General features: G+C 63.4%; 14 protein-coding genes. 9 read left to right on the forward strand and 5 right to left on the reverse strand.

Annotated features, from left to right (window positions below):
• Positions 1-82: 82 nt before the first annotated feature.
• Positions 83-907 (forward strand): capsular polysaccharide synthesis protein, encoded by an 825-nt coding sequence (locus ROH8110_RS01925; RefSeq protein ID WP_170156456.1) that lies wholly within the window; start codon positions 83-85, stop codon positions 905-907.
• A gap of 260 nt (positions 908-1,167) precedes the next feature.
• Here ROH8110_RS01925 and ROH8110_RS01930 read toward each other — a convergent pair whose 3' ends face one another.
• From ROH8110_RS01930 to ROH8110_RS01940, 3 genes are read right to left on the reverse strand one after another with little or no spacing between them, the layout of a single operon-like run.
• Positions 1,168-2,214: a tartrate dehydrogenase gene (locus ROH8110_RS01930; RefSeq protein WP_085816091.1), complete on the reverse strand. Its 1,047-nt coding sequence runs from the start codon at positions 2,212-2,214 to the stop codon at positions 1,168-1,170.
• A gap of 29 nt (positions 2,215-2,243) precedes the next feature.
• Complete coding sequence (locus ROH8110_RS01935) at positions 2,244-2,957, reverse strand: aldehyde dehydrogenase family protein (RefSeq protein ID WP_254903665.1); 714 nt, start codon at positions 2,955-2,957, stop codon at positions 2,244-2,246.
• A gap of 54 nt (positions 2,958-3,011) precedes the next feature.
• Positions 3,012-3,818, reverse strand: coding sequence for a helix-turn-helix domain-containing protein (locus ROH8110_RS01940; protein WP_170156455.1), 807 nt, complete (start codon positions 3,816-3,818; stop codon positions 3,012-3,014).
• A gap of 113 nt (positions 3,819-3,931) precedes the next feature.
• Between ROH8110_RS01940 and ROH8110_RS01945 the strand changes: the two genes are divergently transcribed.
• The 6 genes from ROH8110_RS01945 to ROH8110_RS01970 all read left to right on the forward strand — a co-directional run bounded on the left by ROH8110_RS01945 (position 3,932) and on the right by ROH8110_RS01970 (position 11,562).
• Entirely contained in the window at positions 3,932-5,941 is a 2,010-nt protein-coding gene (locus ROH8110_RS01945) for a CocE/NonD family hydrolase (protein ID WP_085816094.1), read from the forward strand.
• A 167-nt stretch (positions 5,942-6,108) separates the two neighbouring features.
• Positions 6,109-7,701 carry an ABC transporter substrate-binding protein gene (locus ROH8110_RS01950; protein ID WP_085816095.1) on the forward strand — a complete coding sequence of 531 codons (1,593 nt, stop codon included), beginning with the start codon at positions 6,109-6,111 and terminating at the stop codon, positions 7,699-7,701.
• A gap of 31 nt (positions 7,702-7,732) precedes the next feature.
• Positions 7,733-8,671: an ABC transporter permease gene (locus tag ROH8110_RS01955; protein ID WP_085816096.1), complete on the forward strand. Its 939-nt coding sequence runs from the start codon at positions 7,733-7,735 to the stop codon at positions 8,669-8,671.
• Between the two features lies 1 nt (position 8,672).
• Positions 8,673-9,572, forward strand: a complete 900-nt coding sequence (locus tag ROH8110_RS01960) for an ABC transporter permease (protein ID WP_085816097.1) — start codon at positions 8,673-8,675, stop codon at positions 9,570-9,572.
• Complete coding sequence (locus ROH8110_RS01965) at positions 9,572-10,606, forward strand: ABC transporter ATP-binding protein (protein ID WP_085816098.1); 1,035 nt, start codon at positions 9,572-9,574, stop codon at positions 10,604-10,606. The genes ROH8110_RS01960 and ROH8110_RS01965 overlap by 1 nt, the downstream gene beginning before the upstream one ends.
• The gene (locus ROH8110_RS01970) at positions 10,603-11,562 is read left to right on the forward strand and encodes an ABC transporter ATP-binding protein (RefSeq protein ID WP_085816099.1); all 960 of its coding nucleotides are present in this window, start codon (positions 10,603-10,605) and stop codon (positions 11,560-11,562) included. Before ROH8110_RS01965 ends, ROH8110_RS01970 begins: the two co-directional genes overlap by 4 nt.
• A gap of 27 nt (positions 11,563-11,589) precedes the next feature.
• On the opposite strand, the gene ROH8110_RS01975 is transcribed toward ROH8110_RS01970, so the two are convergent.
• Entirely contained in the window at positions 11,590-12,522 is a 933-nt protein-coding gene (locus tag ROH8110_RS01975; RefSeq protein ID WP_085816100.1) for an NAD-dependent epimerase/dehydratase family protein, read from the reverse strand.
• Between the two features lie 262 nt (positions 12,523-12,784).
• Here ROH8110_RS01975 and ROH8110_RS01980 point away from each other — a divergent pair, with 262 nt between their 5' ends.
• Positions 12,785-13,942: an NAD-dependent epimerase/dehydratase family protein gene (locus tag ROH8110_RS01980; protein ID WP_085816101.1), complete on the forward strand. Its 1,158-nt coding sequence runs from the start codon at positions 12,785-12,787 to the stop codon at positions 13,940-13,942.
• A gap of 55 nt (positions 13,943-13,997) precedes the next feature.
• A complete protein-coding gene (locus ROH8110_RS01985; RefSeq protein WP_139837372.1) occupies positions 13,998-14,720 on the forward strand; it encodes a class I SAM-dependent methyltransferase in 723 nt (240 codons plus the stop codon).
• Between the two features lie 27 nt (positions 14,721-14,747).
• Here ROH8110_RS01985 and ROH8110_RS01990 read toward each other — a convergent pair whose 3' ends face one another.
• On the reverse strand, positions 14,748-17,228 hold the full coding sequence (locus tag ROH8110_RS01990; protein ID WP_139837373.1) for a glycosyltransferase family 4 protein: 2,481 nt from the start codon (positions 17,226-17,228) through the stop codon (positions 14,748-14,750).
• Positions 17,229-17,368 lie beyond the last annotated feature (140 nt).

Genomic DNA, 17,368 nt, shown 5'->3' on the forward strand with positions numbered 1-17,368 from the left:
ATTGGAATGCAGCGCATTGCGAAAAGGAATTGGGAAGATACTTCGCCGCGGGCGAACGCTTGCGCGCTGGGCGGTCACGGAATTGCCCAGGGCGCCGGGACTGGAGATTTACACACGGTTTATCGACCGGGACAACCGTGCACTGACCGCGCGGCTGCGCGGCGGGGGCGCGGCGGCATGGCAGGATTACACCGCGCGGTATCGTGACCGGGATATTCCCAAGATCATATGGATCTACTGGGAGCAGGGCGAGGATCAGGCGCCTTACCTTGTGCGGCGGTGCATCCAATCCTGGCGCGATCACAATCCCGGCTGGGATGTGCGGGTGCTGGATGGCGGGAACGTTGCGAAATATGCCGAAAGCCTGGAGCAAGTGGATGCGCTGCCGGTTCGTTTCAGGTCGAACCTGTTGCGCCTGCAATTGCTGGCGCGTCATGGTGGGGTCTGGGCGGATGCGACGGCGCTGTGTCACCGGCCTTTGGATGGGTGGCTCCCGCTGATTGCCGGACAGACCGGTTTCTTTGCCTTTCGCGGCCCCTATTACGACAGGTGGCTGGACAGTTGGTTCATCGCCGCCCATCCGCAAAACGAGCTGATCAATCAATGGGTCGAAAGCTATCATCAATACGTATCGGGCCTGCGGACGAAGCCGGACAAGTATTTCATGATGGTCTATGTTTTCCAGTGGGCGATACTCAAGCGCAAGGAATTGAACCATGCGTTTCGCGGGTCCGGGGCGCTGCCTGCGGTGCCGGCGTTTTTCTTGCAGGCCTTTATTGACGGGACCAGCGACGCGGGGCCTTTCTTGAGCGCGCGAGAGCAGGGCTTTCCGCTGAGCAAGCTCAACTGGAAGGCGCCGATCCCCGAGGCGGAACTCAAGGCCCGGCTGGACGATCTTGGCCTCTAGGCGGGAGTCATGCCGGGGCGCGGCCTGTGTTGTGACACGCGCGTGCTGTGGCCAAGGGCGGGCCTGCGATCGGGATGTGCGCCTGTGAGCGGGCAAGGTCGGGGGGGCGCCAAGACCAAAGGGGGCCACGAAGGCCCCCTTTCCACGTGCCAACACTCTGCAACCGGGATGCTCATACGACTCGCTGACTATGCGGACGTATAGGTCGAATAGGATTTGCGGCGAAGGGGAATTTTCGCCGGTTTTCCCTACTGCCCGGATCAGCCTTGCAGGGCGGCGATCACGGCGTCGGTGATCTGTTGCGTCGAATGGCTGCCGGGGCGTGCGCCGATTCCCTGCGCGGTGGTGGCGGAAAGGGCGTTTTCCACCGCTTCGGCGGCGGCGCTTTCGCCCAAATGGTGCAGCATCATCGCGCCGGACCAGATCGCGGCGATGGGGTTGGCGATGTTCTGACCGGCGATGTCGGGGGCCGAGCCGTGGACCGGCTCGAACATCGAGGGCGCGGCGCGGTCGGGGCAGATATTGGCCGACGCGGCAAAGCCGAGACCGCCCTGGATGGCGGCGCCGAGATCGGTGAGGATGTCGCCGAAGAGGTTCGAGGCCACCACCACGTCGAGCGTTTCGGGGGCCATCACCATCCGCGCGGCCATCGCGTCGATATGCATGTGGCTGACGGTCACGTCGGGGTATTCGCCCGCCAGCGCGCGTGTCATTTCATCCCAGAATACCATCGAGTATTTCTGCGCATTCGACTTGGTGACCGAGGTGAGGTGGCCGCGCCGTGCGCGGGCCTGCTCAAAACCGAAGCGCAAGATGCGTTCCACCCCCTTGCGGGTGAAGACGGAGGTTTCCAGCGCCACTTCGTTGTCGCGGCCCTGATGGACGCGCCCGCCCGCGCCGGAATATTCGCCCTCGGTGTTCTCGCGGATGCAGAGGATGTCGAAACTCTCGGATTTCAGCGGCCCCTCGACCCCCGGCAACAGGCGGTGCGGGCGGATATTGGCATATTGGTCGAACGCCTTGCGGATCGGCAATAGCAGGCCGTGCAGCGAGACGGAATCGGGCACCGTGTCGGGCCAGCCGACCGCGCCGAGATAGATCGCATCAAAGCCGCGCAGCGTTTCGATCCCGTCCTCGGGCATCATTGCGCCGGTTTCGAGGTAGTAGGCGCATGACCAGGGGAAGGTTTCGGTTTCAAGGCTGAAGCCCGCCGTGGCGGCGGCCGCGTGAAGCACCTGCATCGCGGCGTCGCTGACATCGGTTCCGATCCCGTCGCCGGGAATGAGGGCGATCCTGTGGCTGGTCATGGTGGTCCCTTCCTGTGTTGCGGTGCGGCTCAGAGCGCGGCCAGCACCGCCTTGGTGCGGCGGTTGGCGCTGAAGGCCTCGCGGCCCAGATCCTTGCCTAACCCGCTGGCCTTCCAGCCGCCAGTGGGAAGGATGTGATCGAGCGAGCGCCCGTAGCGGTTGATCCAGACGGTGCCCGCCTCGATCCGGCGCGACAGGCGCAGGGCGCGGCCGAGGTCGCGGGTGAAGATCCCCGAGCACAGCCCGTAGGTGGGATGGGCGGCGAGGGCGAGGGCCTCTTCCTCGGTTTCGAAGGTCTGGAACGTGGCGACGGGGCCGAAGATCTCGTCGGTGACGGCGGGGTTGTCCGGTGTCGTTCCGGCGATCAGCGTGGGGCGGTAGAAGCTGCCTTCGCAATCGAACCGTGCGCCGCCGCAGAGGATCTCGCCGCCCTGAGCGCGCGAGGCCGAAACGATGCTGTCGATGCGCGAAAGCTGCGTTTCCGATATGATCGGCGAAAAGCCGGGCTGCTCGGCCCAGGTGGGGGCGGGGCTGTGCGACTGAAAGCGCGCGGTCAGGCGCGCGGCCAGCTCGTCGGCGATTTCGCGCGCGACGATCATCCGCGATCCGGCGACGCAGAACTGCCCCGCATTGGGCAGGATGCCGCGTTCCTGTCGGGGCGCCAGCAGGAGGTGACGCGCAATCCGGATGGCGATTTCATGCTGTTTCGCATCGGTGACGCGGTGGCGTCGCGCAACATTCACGCCGTGGTCTATGACGGGCTGCGGCTGGCGCGGGCGATCTGACGGCGCGCGGTGCTAAAGCTGTTCGACTTCGAAGACGGTGGCGCCCGGCGGCATCTCGTTGCGCACGAGTTCGACGATACGGGGATCGAGGTCCTCGGGTTTGAAGAGGCCGCATTGCCCGAGCGCGCGGCGTGAATCGATGTTCTGCCCAAGGTAATCGAGCAGCACCCGCGAGGCGGCGGGTTTGCGCCCGCGCTTGAGCGGGCCGCCGGTCTGGATGCCCAGCAGATAGTCGATTCCGGCGGCATAGGAGGGGTAGAGCATCATCTGTGTGATCGACGAGGAGAGCAGGCATTCGTTTTCGACCACGTTGATGCGCTCGCCGAGATAGAACGCGATGCCCTCGTATTTGAACACATCCCTGGCGCCGCCCGAGGTGATCTGTTCGCGTTCGATGTTCTTCCAGAGGTAGTAGCCGTCGCGCCGAGTCAGAAGCGCGAAGGAGCGGATGATCTGGCCGGGATTGCTGTAGGAAAAGAAGTATCTGAAATACGCCCCGCAATAGCGGTCGAGCGGTGTCGAAAACTGGTTGAGCCGCATAAGGGTCGGGCCGAGGGGCGAGTGATCCTGTTCGGTTCCGGCGCGGCGGCGCAGGGATATGAGTTCGGCAAAGCGCGGGGTTTCGGCCAGAAGTTCGGCCTCGGTCACACCGAAAAAGTCGCAGATCTTGCGCATGTTGTGACGCGAGGGACGCACGGACCCGGCGAGATACTTGTTGAACTGCTGGCGGTTGATTCCGATCCGGCGGCAGACATGCGCGATGGATGGAAACAGGCTGCAGGCGTAGGAAAGGTTGTCGGGAAGGGGATCTGATACCATGGGCATACGCTACTTGACGCATTTTGAAAGTCAACCTGCGACGGTCAGCGAAGTTGTGACGCAGGGCCGCCCCGTGTCAGGCTGGCTGCGGATACTGACAAGGGAACGTTTGCATGGATCAGGCTCGCACCAACCTTCACGAGGTCACCGAGGCGCGGCATGTGGAGATCACGCTGCCTGACGGTTGCGTTCTGGCGGCGCGCATCTGGCGCCCTGCCGATGGCACGCCCGTGCCTGCGATCCTGGAATACCTGCCCTATCGCAAGGGCGACGGCACGCTGGCCCGCGATGCGGTGCGCGCACCCCATATCGCCGCGCATGGCTATGCCTATGTGCGCGTCGATCTGCGTGGCACCGGCGAATCCGAAGGGCTGATGGAGGACGAATACACCGCGCAGGAGTTGCAGGACGGTTGCGACGTGATCGCCTGGATGGCGGCGCAGGACTGGTGCGATGGCAATGTCGGCATGGTCGGCATTTCCTGGGGCGGGTTCAACGGGTTGCAGGTTGCCGCGCTTCAGCCCCCGGCGCTGAAGGCGGTGGTCTCGATCGCCTCGACGGATGACCGCTATGCCGATGATGTGCATTACATGGGCGGGACCATGGTGATCGACCAGATATCCTGGGCGTCCAACATGTTCGCCATCAACACACTGCCGCCCGACCCCGATCTTGTGGGCGACAAGTGGCGCGAAATGTGGCTCGAGCGGCTGCGGGGGTCGGGGCTGTGGCTCAAGAAATGGCTGGAGCATCAGCGCCGCGATGCGTTCTGGAAACATGGTTCGGTCTGCGAGGACATTTCGCGCATCAAAGTGCCGGTCTATGCCGTGTCGGGCTGGGCCGATGGCTATTGCCGCACGGTGTTCCGGCTGATGGAAAGCCTGAAAGGTCCGAAAAAGGGGCTGGTCGGCCCGTGGTCGCACAAATACCCGCATATCGGGGTGCCCGGCCCGGCGATCGACTGGGCGGCGGAAGAGCTGCGCTGGTGGGATCAGTGGCTGAAGGGAATCGAGACCGGCATCATGGACGAGCCGCAGTTGCGCCTTTACATGCAGGACCATGCCGAACCCGCGAGCTACTATGCCCATCGCGATGGGCGCTGGATCGAGGAGCCGTCCTGGCCCTCGCCCAACGTGGCGCGCACGCCCTTTGCGCTGGGTGCTGATGGCACCTTGGGGCAGGACGGCGCGCAGACTGGTAGCGTTTCGATCTGCTCGCCCCTGGGCACGGGGCTTGCGGGGGGCAAGTGGTGTTCATATGCCAAGCCGGGCGATCAGCCGGTCGACCAGCGCCGCGACGATGCCGGAAGCCTGGTGTTCGAGACAGCGCCGCTGGAGGCTCCGCTTGAGATTGCGGGCGATGCCAACCTGGAGCTGACATTCTCGGTGGACCGGCCCGTTGCGCAGGTTGCCGCGCGGCTGGTGGATGTGGCGCCCGATGGTGCGGCCACCCGTGTGAGCTATGGGCTCTTGAACCTCACCCATCGCGACAGCCATGAAACCCCCGAGGCGCTGGTCCCCGGCGAGGTCTACAAGGCGACCGTGCCCTTCAAGCATGTCGCGCAGACATTTCGCGCGGGGCATCGCCTGCGGCTGTCGGTCTCGACCAGCTATTTCCCCATCGCGTGGCCCGCGCCCGAGCCGGTGACATTGTCGCTGGACACGGCGGCAAGCCGCCTTGTGCTGCCGCTGCGCAAGCCCTCGGACGATCCCGCGCCGCGCGCGTTCGGCCCGCCGAAGGGCGCCGCGCCCGCCGAGATCGAGCGCCTGGCCGCGGCCAGCGCCGACTGGGTCGTGACCGAGAACCTTGCCAGCGGCGACACGCGCGTGACCGTGACCGATGATGAAGGTCGCGTGCGCATCAAGGACAGCGGCATGGAAACCGGCGGCTGCGGGGTCGAGACCTATGGCTTCAGCGGCAATGACTGGCGCTCGTTCAGGGGGCATGTGGTCTGGGATCTGGACATGTCGCGGGGCGACTGGCGGATGAGCAGCCGCACGGAAACCGAAATGACCGCAACGGCGACCCATTTCATCGTCAAGGCAAGTCTGGTGGCGCGCGAGGGCGACGCGATTGCCCACGAGGAAAGCTGGGAGTGCGAGATCCCGAGGGATCTTGCGTGATCGCGCGGTTTTATTCGCAGAGTGACGCAAAAACAGCGTCTTTTCGCGCCCGATGCGAAATTGCTTCAAAGGCATCGGGCGCGCAACATGAACCACGCCCCGATTAACGGGGTCATCCTGCAAATTCATAATGGCCGCATGACGGCCCTGTCAGGGAGATAAACCAAATGACCGACATCAAGACAGCCAATCCAGCCGGCTTCGGCCGCCGGGCGTTTCTGAAAGGGGCCACCGCAACCGGGCTTGCCGCCGCGACCATGCCTCTGGGTTCGCGGATCTGGGCGCAATCGGGCAAGGTGCTGCGCGTCAGTTCCTATGCCGATATCGACGCGCTCGATCCCGGTTTCTACCAGAACGGTTATAATGTCGACGTGATGAACTGCATCTATTCCAAGCTGGTGCGATATGTGCCGGGGCGCGAATGGGATTGGGAACTGGAAGCCGCCGAAGAGATCGAGCAGGTCGACGACACCCATATCCGCTTCAAGCTGAAACAGGGCATGATGTTCACCGGCGGTTACGGCGAAATGACCGCCGAGGACGTGAAATTCTCGTTCGAGCGGGTGCTGGAACATGACAGCCCGGTCAAGAGCGACTGGGGTCCGCTGGATCATGTGGAAGTGACCGGCACCTATGAGGGCGTGATTGTCCTCAAGGAGCCGTTCCAGCCGCTCTGGACCATCACGCTGCCCTATGGCACCGGCCATATCGTGTCGAAGAAGGCGGTGATGGAAGCCACGGAATCGGGCGGGAATTTCGGGATGGAGCCGCCGGCGTTTTCCGGCCCCTACATCCTCGAAGCATGGAAGCCGAACCAGTATGTCCACCTGGTCCGCAATCCGGACTGGAAAGGCGAGGCGCCGGGATTCGACGAGATCCGCATCCTGCCGATGGACGACACCAAGACCGCCGAGCGCGCCTATGAGGCGGGTGACCTGGATTTCACCGAGATCACGCTGTCATCGCTGGCGCAGTATCGCGGCAACAAGCCCGCGAATACCGTGATCGAGGAATACCCCTCGCTCTATTATGTCTGGCTGGGGATGAACCTCGACAATCCGGTGCTCAAGGACGAGAACCTGCGCAAGGCGATCCAGCACGCGATCAATGCCGAGCAGATCATCGACGCGGCCTATTTCGGCGAGGCCGCACCGGCGACCGGGATGATTGCGCCGGGCCTGCCGGGCCATCGCGAGACACCTTCGGTGCCGGTGGCAGGTGATCTGGAGAAGGCGCGCGCCTTCCTCGAGGCCGCGGGCGGCCCGCCCGCCGAGCCGATCACGATCGACGCGCTCAATGCCACGGTCTGGAAGACGATGGCCGAGGTGATCCAGGCGCAGCTGTCGCAGATCGGTATCGAGGTGCAGATCAACGTTCAGGATTCCGGCTCGTTCTGGACGCTGGGCATGGAAAGCGAAGGCGACCGCTGGAAGGACATGCAGCTTGTTCTCAACCGCTTCTCGATGCTGCCCGACCCCTATTACGCGACCAGCTGGTTCGTCAGTGACCAGGTCGGCATCTGGAACTGGGAGCGGTTTTCGAACGAGGCGTTCGACGAGCTTCACCAGAAGGCGCTGAGCGAGAGCGATGGGGAGAAGCGCGCCGAGATGTATCGCCAGATGCAGGACATGATGGAGGCGACCGGCGCCTACAAGTTCATCACCCACGAGGGGACGCCGGTGATGTATCGCGAGGGGCTGGAACCGGCGCTGCGCCCGGATGGCCGCCCGCTGTTCATCGGTTTCGATGGCGAGACCTGAGCCTGAAGCGACGTAAAGGAGACCGCGACCCGTGCTATTCTATACCGCGCAAAGGCTTGTCCTGTCGGTCGTGATCGTCATGGTCGCGGTCTCGATCCTGAAACTGATGCTGCATGTGGTGCCCGGCGACCCGGCCGTTCTGGTCCTTGGTCCCCGGGCGACACCCGAACTGATCGAACGGACCCGCGAGGCGATGGGGCTGGACCGCCCGCTGCTGATGCAGCTGGTGACGTTCTTCGGCAATATCCTGCGCGGCGATCTTGGCCAGGATGTGTTCACGGGCCGCGCCGTGTCGCGGATCGTGTTCGAGCAGTTGCCCTATACGCTGATCCTGATCGCGGTGGCGATCATGTGGTCGGCGGTGCTGGGCATCGTGCTGGGCGCCTATTCGGCGCTGCGCCGCAACACCTGGTTCGACACGCTGTCGGGAGTCGTTTCGGTCGGCACGATTTCGATTCCGGCTTTCGTGATGGCGCTCTATTCGGTGCTGATCTTCGCGGTCTGGCTGCGCTGGCTGCCCGCGATCGGGGCGGGCGAGGGGTTTCTTGACTCGATCACCCACCTGATCCTGCCCGCCTTTGCCATCGGCGTCAGTTGGGTAGGTTACGTGGCGCGGATGGTGCGCGCCTCGATGCTCGAGATCATGGGCCAGCCGCATGTGCGCATGGCGCGCGCCTTCGGCCTGCCCGAGCGGCGCATCACGCAATCCCATATCCTCAAGATCGCCGTTCTGCCGGCAGTGACGCTGATCGGGACCGGGGTGGCGCATCTCTTCTCGGCCGCGGTCTTTGTCGAGGTGATTTTTGCGCGCCCCGGTATCGGCGCGCTGATCGTGCAGGCGGTCAATGAGCGCAATTACCCGATCGTGCTGGGCGCGGTGCTGGTCACGACCGGGATCATCGTGCTGGCGACGCTGATTTCGGACCTGGTGATCGCGCTGCTCGATCCGCGTCAGCGCGAGGAGCTGTAAGATGAGCGACACCACACCTACATCCGCCGCCGCATCGCAAGGCCCGCTGCCCGAACCCACGGTCCTGGCGCGCACATTGCGGGTGCTGTCGGGCAACCGGACAGGCGTGATCGGTTTCGTGCTGGTCGCGCTGATCATCGGTGCGGCGGTGCTGGCACCCTGGATTGCGCCATACGATCCGACGGCGATCATGGTAGGGCCGCGCATGGCGCCACCTTCGGCAGAGCACTGGCTGGGAACCGACAATATCGGGCGCGACATCTTCAGCCGCGTGATCGCGGGCGGGCGCATCGCGATGCTGGTGGCGATGGCCTCGCTGGCGTCGGCGCTGAGCGTTGGGCTGGCGCTGGGGCTGATCGCGGGGCTGGGGCCGCGCTGGCTCGACAATGTGCTGCTGCTGCTGTTCGACGCGCTGCGCTCGTTTCCCGTCATCGTGTTCGGCCTTGCGGTGGTCACGATCATCGGGCCGAGCCTGTTCACCGTGGTTCTGGTGGTGGCGATCACCTCGGTGCCGATCTATGCGCGCATCGTGCGCACGCAGACGATGGCGCTCAAGAATGCCGAATTCATCTTGGCCGAGCGCGCGATGGGCGTGGGAATGCCGCGCCTGCTGGCCATTCACGTCCTGCCCAACGTGTTGGGGCCGCTGCTGATCCTGGCGTCGATGGACGTGCCGCTGGTGATCGCCACCGAGGCCGGTCTCAGCTTTCTGGGGATGGGGGTGCGCCCGCCGACGCCGTCCTGGGGCGTCATCCTCAATGACGGCTACAATTTCATCCGCAACTCGCCCTGGCCGGTCATCGGCGGGTCGATCCCGATCATCCTCGTGACGCTGGGGTTCACCTTCATGGGCGAGGCCCTGCGCGACATCTTCGACCCCAAGCTCAGAAAGGCCCGCTGATGGTTTCCACTGCACTCAACGCCGCCACGGCCGACGGGTCCGGCGCCGCCAGTGATGCACTGGTTTCCATCGAGGGGCTGTCGGTGGATTTCGACACCGGGCGCGGCACGGTCCATGCGCTGCGCGACATCGATCTGGAGGTGCCACGGGGCAAGGTGCTGGGGCTGGTGGGTGAATCCGGCTGCGGCAAGTCCACGCTGGCCTATTCGCTGATCGGGCTTCTGGCCGAGAATGCCCGCGTGGCGGGCGGCGCCATCAGGATGGGCGATCAGGATCTGACCCGGCTTGGCCCTGCCGCCTGGCGCGACCTGCGCGGCAGACGGATCGCGATGATCTTTCAGGACCCGATGACGGCACTCAATCCGGTGACGACGATCGGTCAGCAGATGCTGGACATCCAGTATCGCGACGACACGAGCCGCGCCGCCAAGCGCGCGCGCGCCATCGAATTCCTTGAGCAGGTGCAGATCCCCGATGCGCCCTCAAAGCTGGATGTCTATCCGCACCAGCTGTCGGGCGGGATGCGCCAGCGGGTCTGTATCGCAATGGCCTTGCTGACGCAGCCGGACCTGCTGATCGCCGACGAGCCGACCACGGCGCTTGATGCGACGCTGGAAATGCAGATCGTCAGCCTGTTGCGTGAACTGCAGCGCAAGTTCGGCTGCTCGGTCCTGTTCGTGTCGCACCATCTGGGCACGGTGGCCGAGCTGTGCGACGAGGTGGCGGTGATGTATGCGGGCGAGGTGGTGGAATATGGCAGCGCGCGGGCGATCTTTCACACGCCCGGGCATCCCTATACGCAGGCGTTGCTGGATTGCGACCCGGCGCGCATCAAGGACGCCACCCGCGATCTGCCCACGATTCCCGGCACCCTGCCGGACCTGCGCCAGCCGCCGCCCGGCTGCGCCTATCGCGCCCGCTGCCCGCATGGCTGGGAGCGCTGCGAGCGCGAGCACCCGCCGCTTTATGCGGGTGACGCCGGGGACAACCGCATCCGCTGCCACCTTGCGGACGCAGAGGAGGGCGCGGCATGAGCCTTCTCGAAGTCACCGACCTGCGCGTGCGCTATGCAAGGCAGGGACGGCTGCGCGCCGCCCTGCGCGGAGAGGCACATGATTTCGAGGCCGTGAGCGGCGTGTCCTTCTCGATCGAGGCGGGGCAGACGCTGGGCCTCGTGGGCGAGAGCGGGTCGGGAAAATCCACCATCGCGCGCACCCTGATCGGCCTCAAGGCGCCCGCTTCGGGCAGTATCGTCTTTGACGGCGAGGAGGTCGCCAGCGCCTCGGCGCGGGATTGGGCGCGGCTGCGGCGCGAGATGTCGATGATGTGGCAGGACCCTGTCGGCTCGCTTTCGCCGCGCCTGACGGTCAGGTCGCTGATCACCGAGCCCTTACGCATCCACGGGCAGAAGGCGGATCGCAACGAGGCCGAACGCCTGCTGAGCCTTGTCGGGCTGCCGGGCGAATACGCGGCGCGCTACCCGCATCAGTTGTCGGGAGGCCAGGCGCGCCGGGTCGGCGTGGCGCGTGCGCTGGCGCTCGATCCCCGTCTGCTGATCGCCGACGAACCGACGGCGGGGCTTGACATGTCGGTGCAGGGCGAGGTTCTGAACCTGCTCAATGAGGTGCAGCAGCGGACCGGCGTCGCGATCCTGGTGATCACCCATAACCTCAACCTGGTGCGCCACGTGACCGACCGCATGGCGATCATGTACCTGGGCCGCTTTGTCGAGGAAGGGCCAACCGGGCGCATTTTCGAGCACCCGCGCCACCCCTATACAAAGGCGCTTCTCTGCGCGAACCCCGAGCCCGACCCCGATGCGCGCGGCGAGCGCGTCGAGCTTTCGGGTGAGGTGCCGAGCCCGGTCAACCGACCGTCGGGCTGCGATTTTCACCCGCGCTGCCCCTGGGCGCGCGACGCGTGCAAGGTCAATGAGCCGGACTGGCAGACCGAGGGCGACCGCGGCCACCGTTGCATGTTCCCGCTGTGAACGGGGCGGTGCGACGGCGTCTTGAGTTCAGTCGCCCTGCTGATACCGCTCGCGAAACCATGCCCAGGTCCGGGCAACACCCTCGTCCAGCTTCACTTCGGGGGCGAAGTCCAGCACCGCATTTGCCTTGTCGATCAGGCCATAGGTGTCGCGGATTTCGCCGGGGCGCCAATCTTCGTAGCGCACGTTGAAGGTGATGCCGTCGGCCCCGGCGACGTCGCGAAGCACCGCGATCAGGTCATTGAGCGGTGTCGGAATGCCTGTGCCAAGCTGGATCACGCCGGCGGCGCCGCGCGTGATGCATTCCATGATGCCTTTGCAAAGGTCGTCGACATAGATGTAGTCGCGCGCCTGGCTGCCATCGCCGTAGACGACCAGGTCATCCTGCTTCAGGATCTGCTTCATGAAATGCGCCACGACGCTACCCTTGTGAAACGAGCGCGGCCCGTAGACATTGGTGAAGCGCAGCGAGGCGGCCTGCATGCCGTAGCTGCCGGCATAGGCTGATAGATAGCCTTCGCAGGCCAGTTTCGAGGCGCCATAGGGGGAGATGGGTTCCGGCACCATGCCTTCATGCACCGGCGGGGGCACATCGCCCAGGATCGCCCCGCCCGTGGAGGCGTTCACCAGCCGCGTGACACCAGCCGCGCGCATCGCCTCGATCAGGTTGAAGGTGCCGATAACGTTGTTGTCGAAGTTGAACTGCGGATCCTCGATCGAGGGGATCACCCGCGTATCGGCGGCCAGGTGGACCACCGCGTCCACGCCATCGACCGCGCGTTCCACGGCGGACCTGTCGCGCATGTCGCCTTCGATGATCTCCACGTCCAGCCCTTCGAGATGAGCCGGGCTGCCAAGCCGCATGTTGTCGAACACGCGTACGTTGTAGCCCGACGACTTGAGGTAATGGCTCAGGTTCACACCGACAAAGCCGCAGCCGCCGGTCACGAGTATCCGCATCTGTCCCTCCGTTTACTTGTTGCGCCCCCATACGACGCGAGGCCTCGCGAATAAAGGGCCAAAGCTGGCGGATTGCCGCAGCGCGCCGTGAATTGCAGGAATTGTGTGACATTTCGCGCTCAATTCAGCACAGGAATCGAGCGTTCGGGGTTGAATTCGTCGTGCATCGGTTGCATTCCGCCAAGACGACGGTGGGTGCGATTGACTTCATGTAGAAGCTCTTCTAGCAGAGCCGTTAACAAAACTGTGAAGGAGTTTCTCGATGAAGGTTATCGTTCTGGGGGGCGACGGGTTTTGCGGCTGGCCGACCGCCTTGCACCTGTCCAAGAAGGGCCATGAGATTATCATCGTGGACAATCTCTCGCGCCGCAATATCGATATCGAGCTCGAGGTCTCCTCGCTGACGCCGATCCGGCCCCTGGGCGAGCGGATCGCCGCTTGGAAGGAACTGACAGGTGAGGAAATCCGGGTCGAGACCTTCACCGTGGGCGAGAACTACCATCGCATGATGACCATGATCCGCGAGGAACAGCCGGACGCGATCATCCATTTCGCCGAACAGCGCGCCGCGCCCTATTCGATGAAATCCGCCGCGCACAAGCGCTATACGGTCAACAACAACCTCAATGCGACCAATGACGTGCTTGCCGCCATCGTGGAAAGTGGGGTCGATACGCATCTCATCCATCTTGGCACGATGGGTGTTTACGGTTACGGCACCGCCGGCATGCAGATTCCCGAAGGGTATCTCGAGGTCCAGGTCGACACGCCGAACGGCCCGCACAAGACCGAGATCCTGTATCCCGCCAATCCGGGTTCGATCTATCACATGACCAAAACCCAGGATCAGCTGTTCTTCCATTTCTATAACAAGAACGACAAGGTCCGGATCACCGACCTTCATCAGGGTATCGTCTGGGGCACGCAGACCGACGAGACCAAGATGGACGAGCGTCTGATCAACCGGTTCGACTATGACGGCGATTACGGCACCGTTCTGAACCGCTTCCTGATGCAGGCCGCCGTCGACTATCCGCTGACCGTGCATGGCACGGGCGGACAGACCCGCGCCTTCATCCACCTTCAGGACACGTGCCGCTGCATCGAGCTCGCGCTGACCAATCCGCCGCAGAAGGGCGAGCGCGTGAACATCCTCAACCAGATGACCGAAACGCACCGTGTGCGCGACCTGGCCAAGATGATCGCCGATCAGACCGGCGCCGAGATCGCGTTTGTCGAGAATCCGCGCAACGAGGCCGACGAGAACGATTTGCACGTCGCCAACGACCGGTTCCTGGGCCTTGGGCTCGAGCCGATCACGCTGGAAGCTGGGCTTCTGGACGAAGTTACCGAGATTGCGCGCAAATACGCCGACAATTGCGATCGCAACAAGATCCCTTGTATCTCCAAGTGGAATTGATCGTGACGCGCGGCGAGGGCAGGGGCCTTTGCCGCGCGTTGCTGAGTGACCCGCAGTGGCGTTGAATCCGAACATCATCGAGCTTTTCCGGCGCCTGCCGCGGCGCAAGGGACGGGTGCTAACGCTGGGTGAGCAGACCGTGATGTTCAGCTCTGCCAGATTGGCGGAGATGCTGGGGCAGCGTGACCTTCGCAAGGACCTGACGCAAACCGACGTGTTTGAGGCGCTAGGTTTCGATGACGTGCAAAGCCTCGATGTCTCAGATTACGAAGGGTCGGATCATATTTTCGACCTGAACCAGCCCGAGGCGCCCGCGCATCTGCTGGGGCAATACGACATGGTGTTTACCGGCGGTACGCTGGAGCATGTCTTTCACATCTCGCATGCGCTTCAGCATGCAGCATCCTTCGTGCGTCCGGGGGGCTGCCTTGTGCATCTTTCGCCTGCGAACAACTGGATGCAGCACGGATTTTATCAGCCGGGTCCTGAATGGTTGTCGGCCTATTTTCAGCAGAATGGCTGGCAGATCGAGATTTCAGCCGTCATCGACGTGATCGACAAGACCCATTGGATCGTGCAACCCCCGCGCCGCGCGTTTCGCGGCATTCGCCAGATGCTTTATGGCGTTGGGGTACGTTCCGAGGAGGCCACGATCGATACCGTGCCGGTGCAAAATCTCTATATCCGCAAGCACGAGTCAGACGATAGTGAAACCCGGTTCGACCAGTTTCCCGCGATCGAGATTCACAACGGCGACGTGATCGAAGCGGCCGGTTAGACGCCGGCCCCATCGACTTGCGCCTTGTCAGCGGTTCGCATTGCGATGCGTTCTCTGGAGCCGTTTGACGGCAGCCGCGTAGGTCAGGTTGAGCGGGTTCTTTTTCAGGATGTCGGTCCAGGTGACATCGCTGTTGATGATCTTCTCGACGCATTCGAACGTGCGAATCTCTGCCGGGAGGGCCTTGAGCAGCAGCGTTTCCGAGGTCGGTCTGGCGGCGTGTTGCCAGTCTAGGCGATTGAGGCGGCGCACCGCCATCCATTCCTCGAAAGCCAAGGGGCGCTGCACCAGAATCCGTCCCCAGCGCTCCTTTTTCTGAAACGCAGCGTCAAGAGCGTCTTCACTTCGGATACGGGACGGAAGCGCCGAGAGCGTAAGCTGATAGAGCGAACCGACATTCGAGGAGACCGAGACCTGCCCCTGGTTGCTCTTGCTTGCCAGAAGCAGGCGGCGAAGCGGGTAGGACGGCGACTGGATCAGATCGCGCGCGACCAGGTATTGGGCGCTCGCCTGATTGAGCGACAGGCTGTCCATGTCGGGCTTCTCCAGCACCAGGTGTTCGGGAATGATCTCGACCCCGGTACCGGCATTGATCGCGCTGAAGACAAAATTGTGCTCAACCCCGTCAACGCCGAAAATGTCGATGAAACCACCCCTCTCGTCGAACAGATCCGCGCGGACGGCGATCATGGTGCTGCCCATCGTGGTGCGATCATAGAAGCCCGCCGCCATGTCTGCGCCGATGCAGATCTGATGGATGCGCTCCAGGCTTGTCTGGCCGAGCGTGTCGTAAAAGCAGGTGAAGACCGATGCGTCCGACTGCGCGAACGCGCTACGGAAAACCTTGGCGGTTTGCGGATAGGGCGTATGGATGTCGGTGCGCGCAAAGACCAGCGCGTCGCCGGTGGCATGTTGGCGCGCAAGGTTGAATGCCTCGCCCAAGGTGCGTTCATTCGCGCTGACCACGTCCAATGCGACGCCTTCGGGCGCGGTGAGGGCTGCCTTGATTTCGGCAAAGGCCTCGGTGCTTTCGGCGTGTTCATGCACCGCCAGAACGATCTGATCGGGGCGATCCGCGGCCTCGCCAGCCAGGGTATCGATTATAGTCTGCGCGATGTCAGTCGGGCCGCGATGCAGCAGGCAGATGCTGAGGCGCGGCGACGTGGCGCGGCGGGGCGTGCCGGCATAGCGCATTTCCTCGATGATCTCGGGTGCGGTCGCTGTCTCGAAGCGGGCGGCGAGGAATTCGTGAAAGGCGTTCCAGACGCGCAGGTTCTCGGTATTGTCGAAGCTGCATCTGCCGACGCGCGCGCCATCGCGCAGCGCGCGTTCCAGCCCGTTCGCGAGTTCGCGGGGGCGCGCGGGAACAAGGGTCTCGTCGTGATGTTCGGGGGCTACCAGTTCGGGTGTGCCGCCGGCATTGGAGGCGATGAACGGCACCTTGTAGATCAGCGCTTCATAGACCGCCATCGTGGAGTTCTCGATCAGCGAGGGCATGACGGCGATGCGGTTTTTCTCGGTCAGATAGCTGATCACCTGCAATTGGTTGAAACCGGTATGGATCTCGACCTCGAAGGGCCAGCGGGCGGCACGTTGCTCGAGATACTGCAGGCTGTTCATATCCGGGTTCGATAGCAGCGCACCTGGCTTGCCGAGGAAGCTGACCTTGGAGGGGACCGTCCCGCGCGCAACGAGGTAATCCAGCGCCTCGCAAAATACCTCGAGCCCCTTGCGGGTCTCGATCCGACCGAAGAACGCCAGTTCGTCACATTGAACAATGTCGCCGGGTTCGACGGGAGGGCGCTTGTCCTCGACATCCAGATGCGCCAGTTCGATCACGTTGGGCTGAACGAACACGCGCCCCTCGGGCAGCGTATATCCGACCTGCTCCATGAAGCGCAGAAGATGCGCGCTGCCGCCGATGACTATGTCGCCGTTTTCGACGCACATCTGTTCGGGATACATGACTTTGAAGGCCTGAGGATCGGTCAGGAATTGCATCTGGTAATGCCGGTTCCAGACATGCGGCGAGGATGTCTTGACGAGGAAGATCGTGTTCTGGAAGGCGAGGCCCTGGCGCTTGGCAAGCAGCGCGTAATAACAGCCGCCGCGCCATTCCGAGGTGTGGACGATGTCGAAATCCGGCTGAGACTTGAGCCAGTGATAAGCGGCGTAGTGCCGGAACTGCCACATAGCGCCCGAGCAGTTCCATTCCGGATCGGGCAGGGGAACCAAGGTAACGCCCGCCTCGGCATACCAGGCGATCCAGTGATCGATCGAGTGATCCTCGGATGCGCGTCCCTTCAGGTAGAGCACGCTGACATCATGCCCGGCCTTGGCGAGCATCTTGGCAAGATACATGTAGGTGGAGCTGATACCGCCATTGCGCACCGGGCCGAAGATTTCCTCGGTGACGATGCAGACCCGCAAACGGCGCTGCACCTGACTCTCGACCCTACACCCCGAGAGATCGGGAAAAGGTGTGACCTTGAAATCGTCTTCTTGCACTGCACACTGTCCCTGAATGAACTACAAACCTGTGTGTGCCTTAAGGCAATCGGCATCGAGAAGAAAGACCGTGGGGGGCAAATTTGTGGTCCCGTAATCTATCTGCCGTTGTGGATTCTTCGCGGACATATCGAGGGAAA

Origin of the sequence: Roseovarius halotolerans (assembly GCF_900172255.1) — a bacterium.
Lineage (GTDB): Bacteria > Pseudomonadota > Alphaproteobacteria > Rhodobacterales > Rhodobacteraceae > Roseovarius > Roseovarius halotolerans.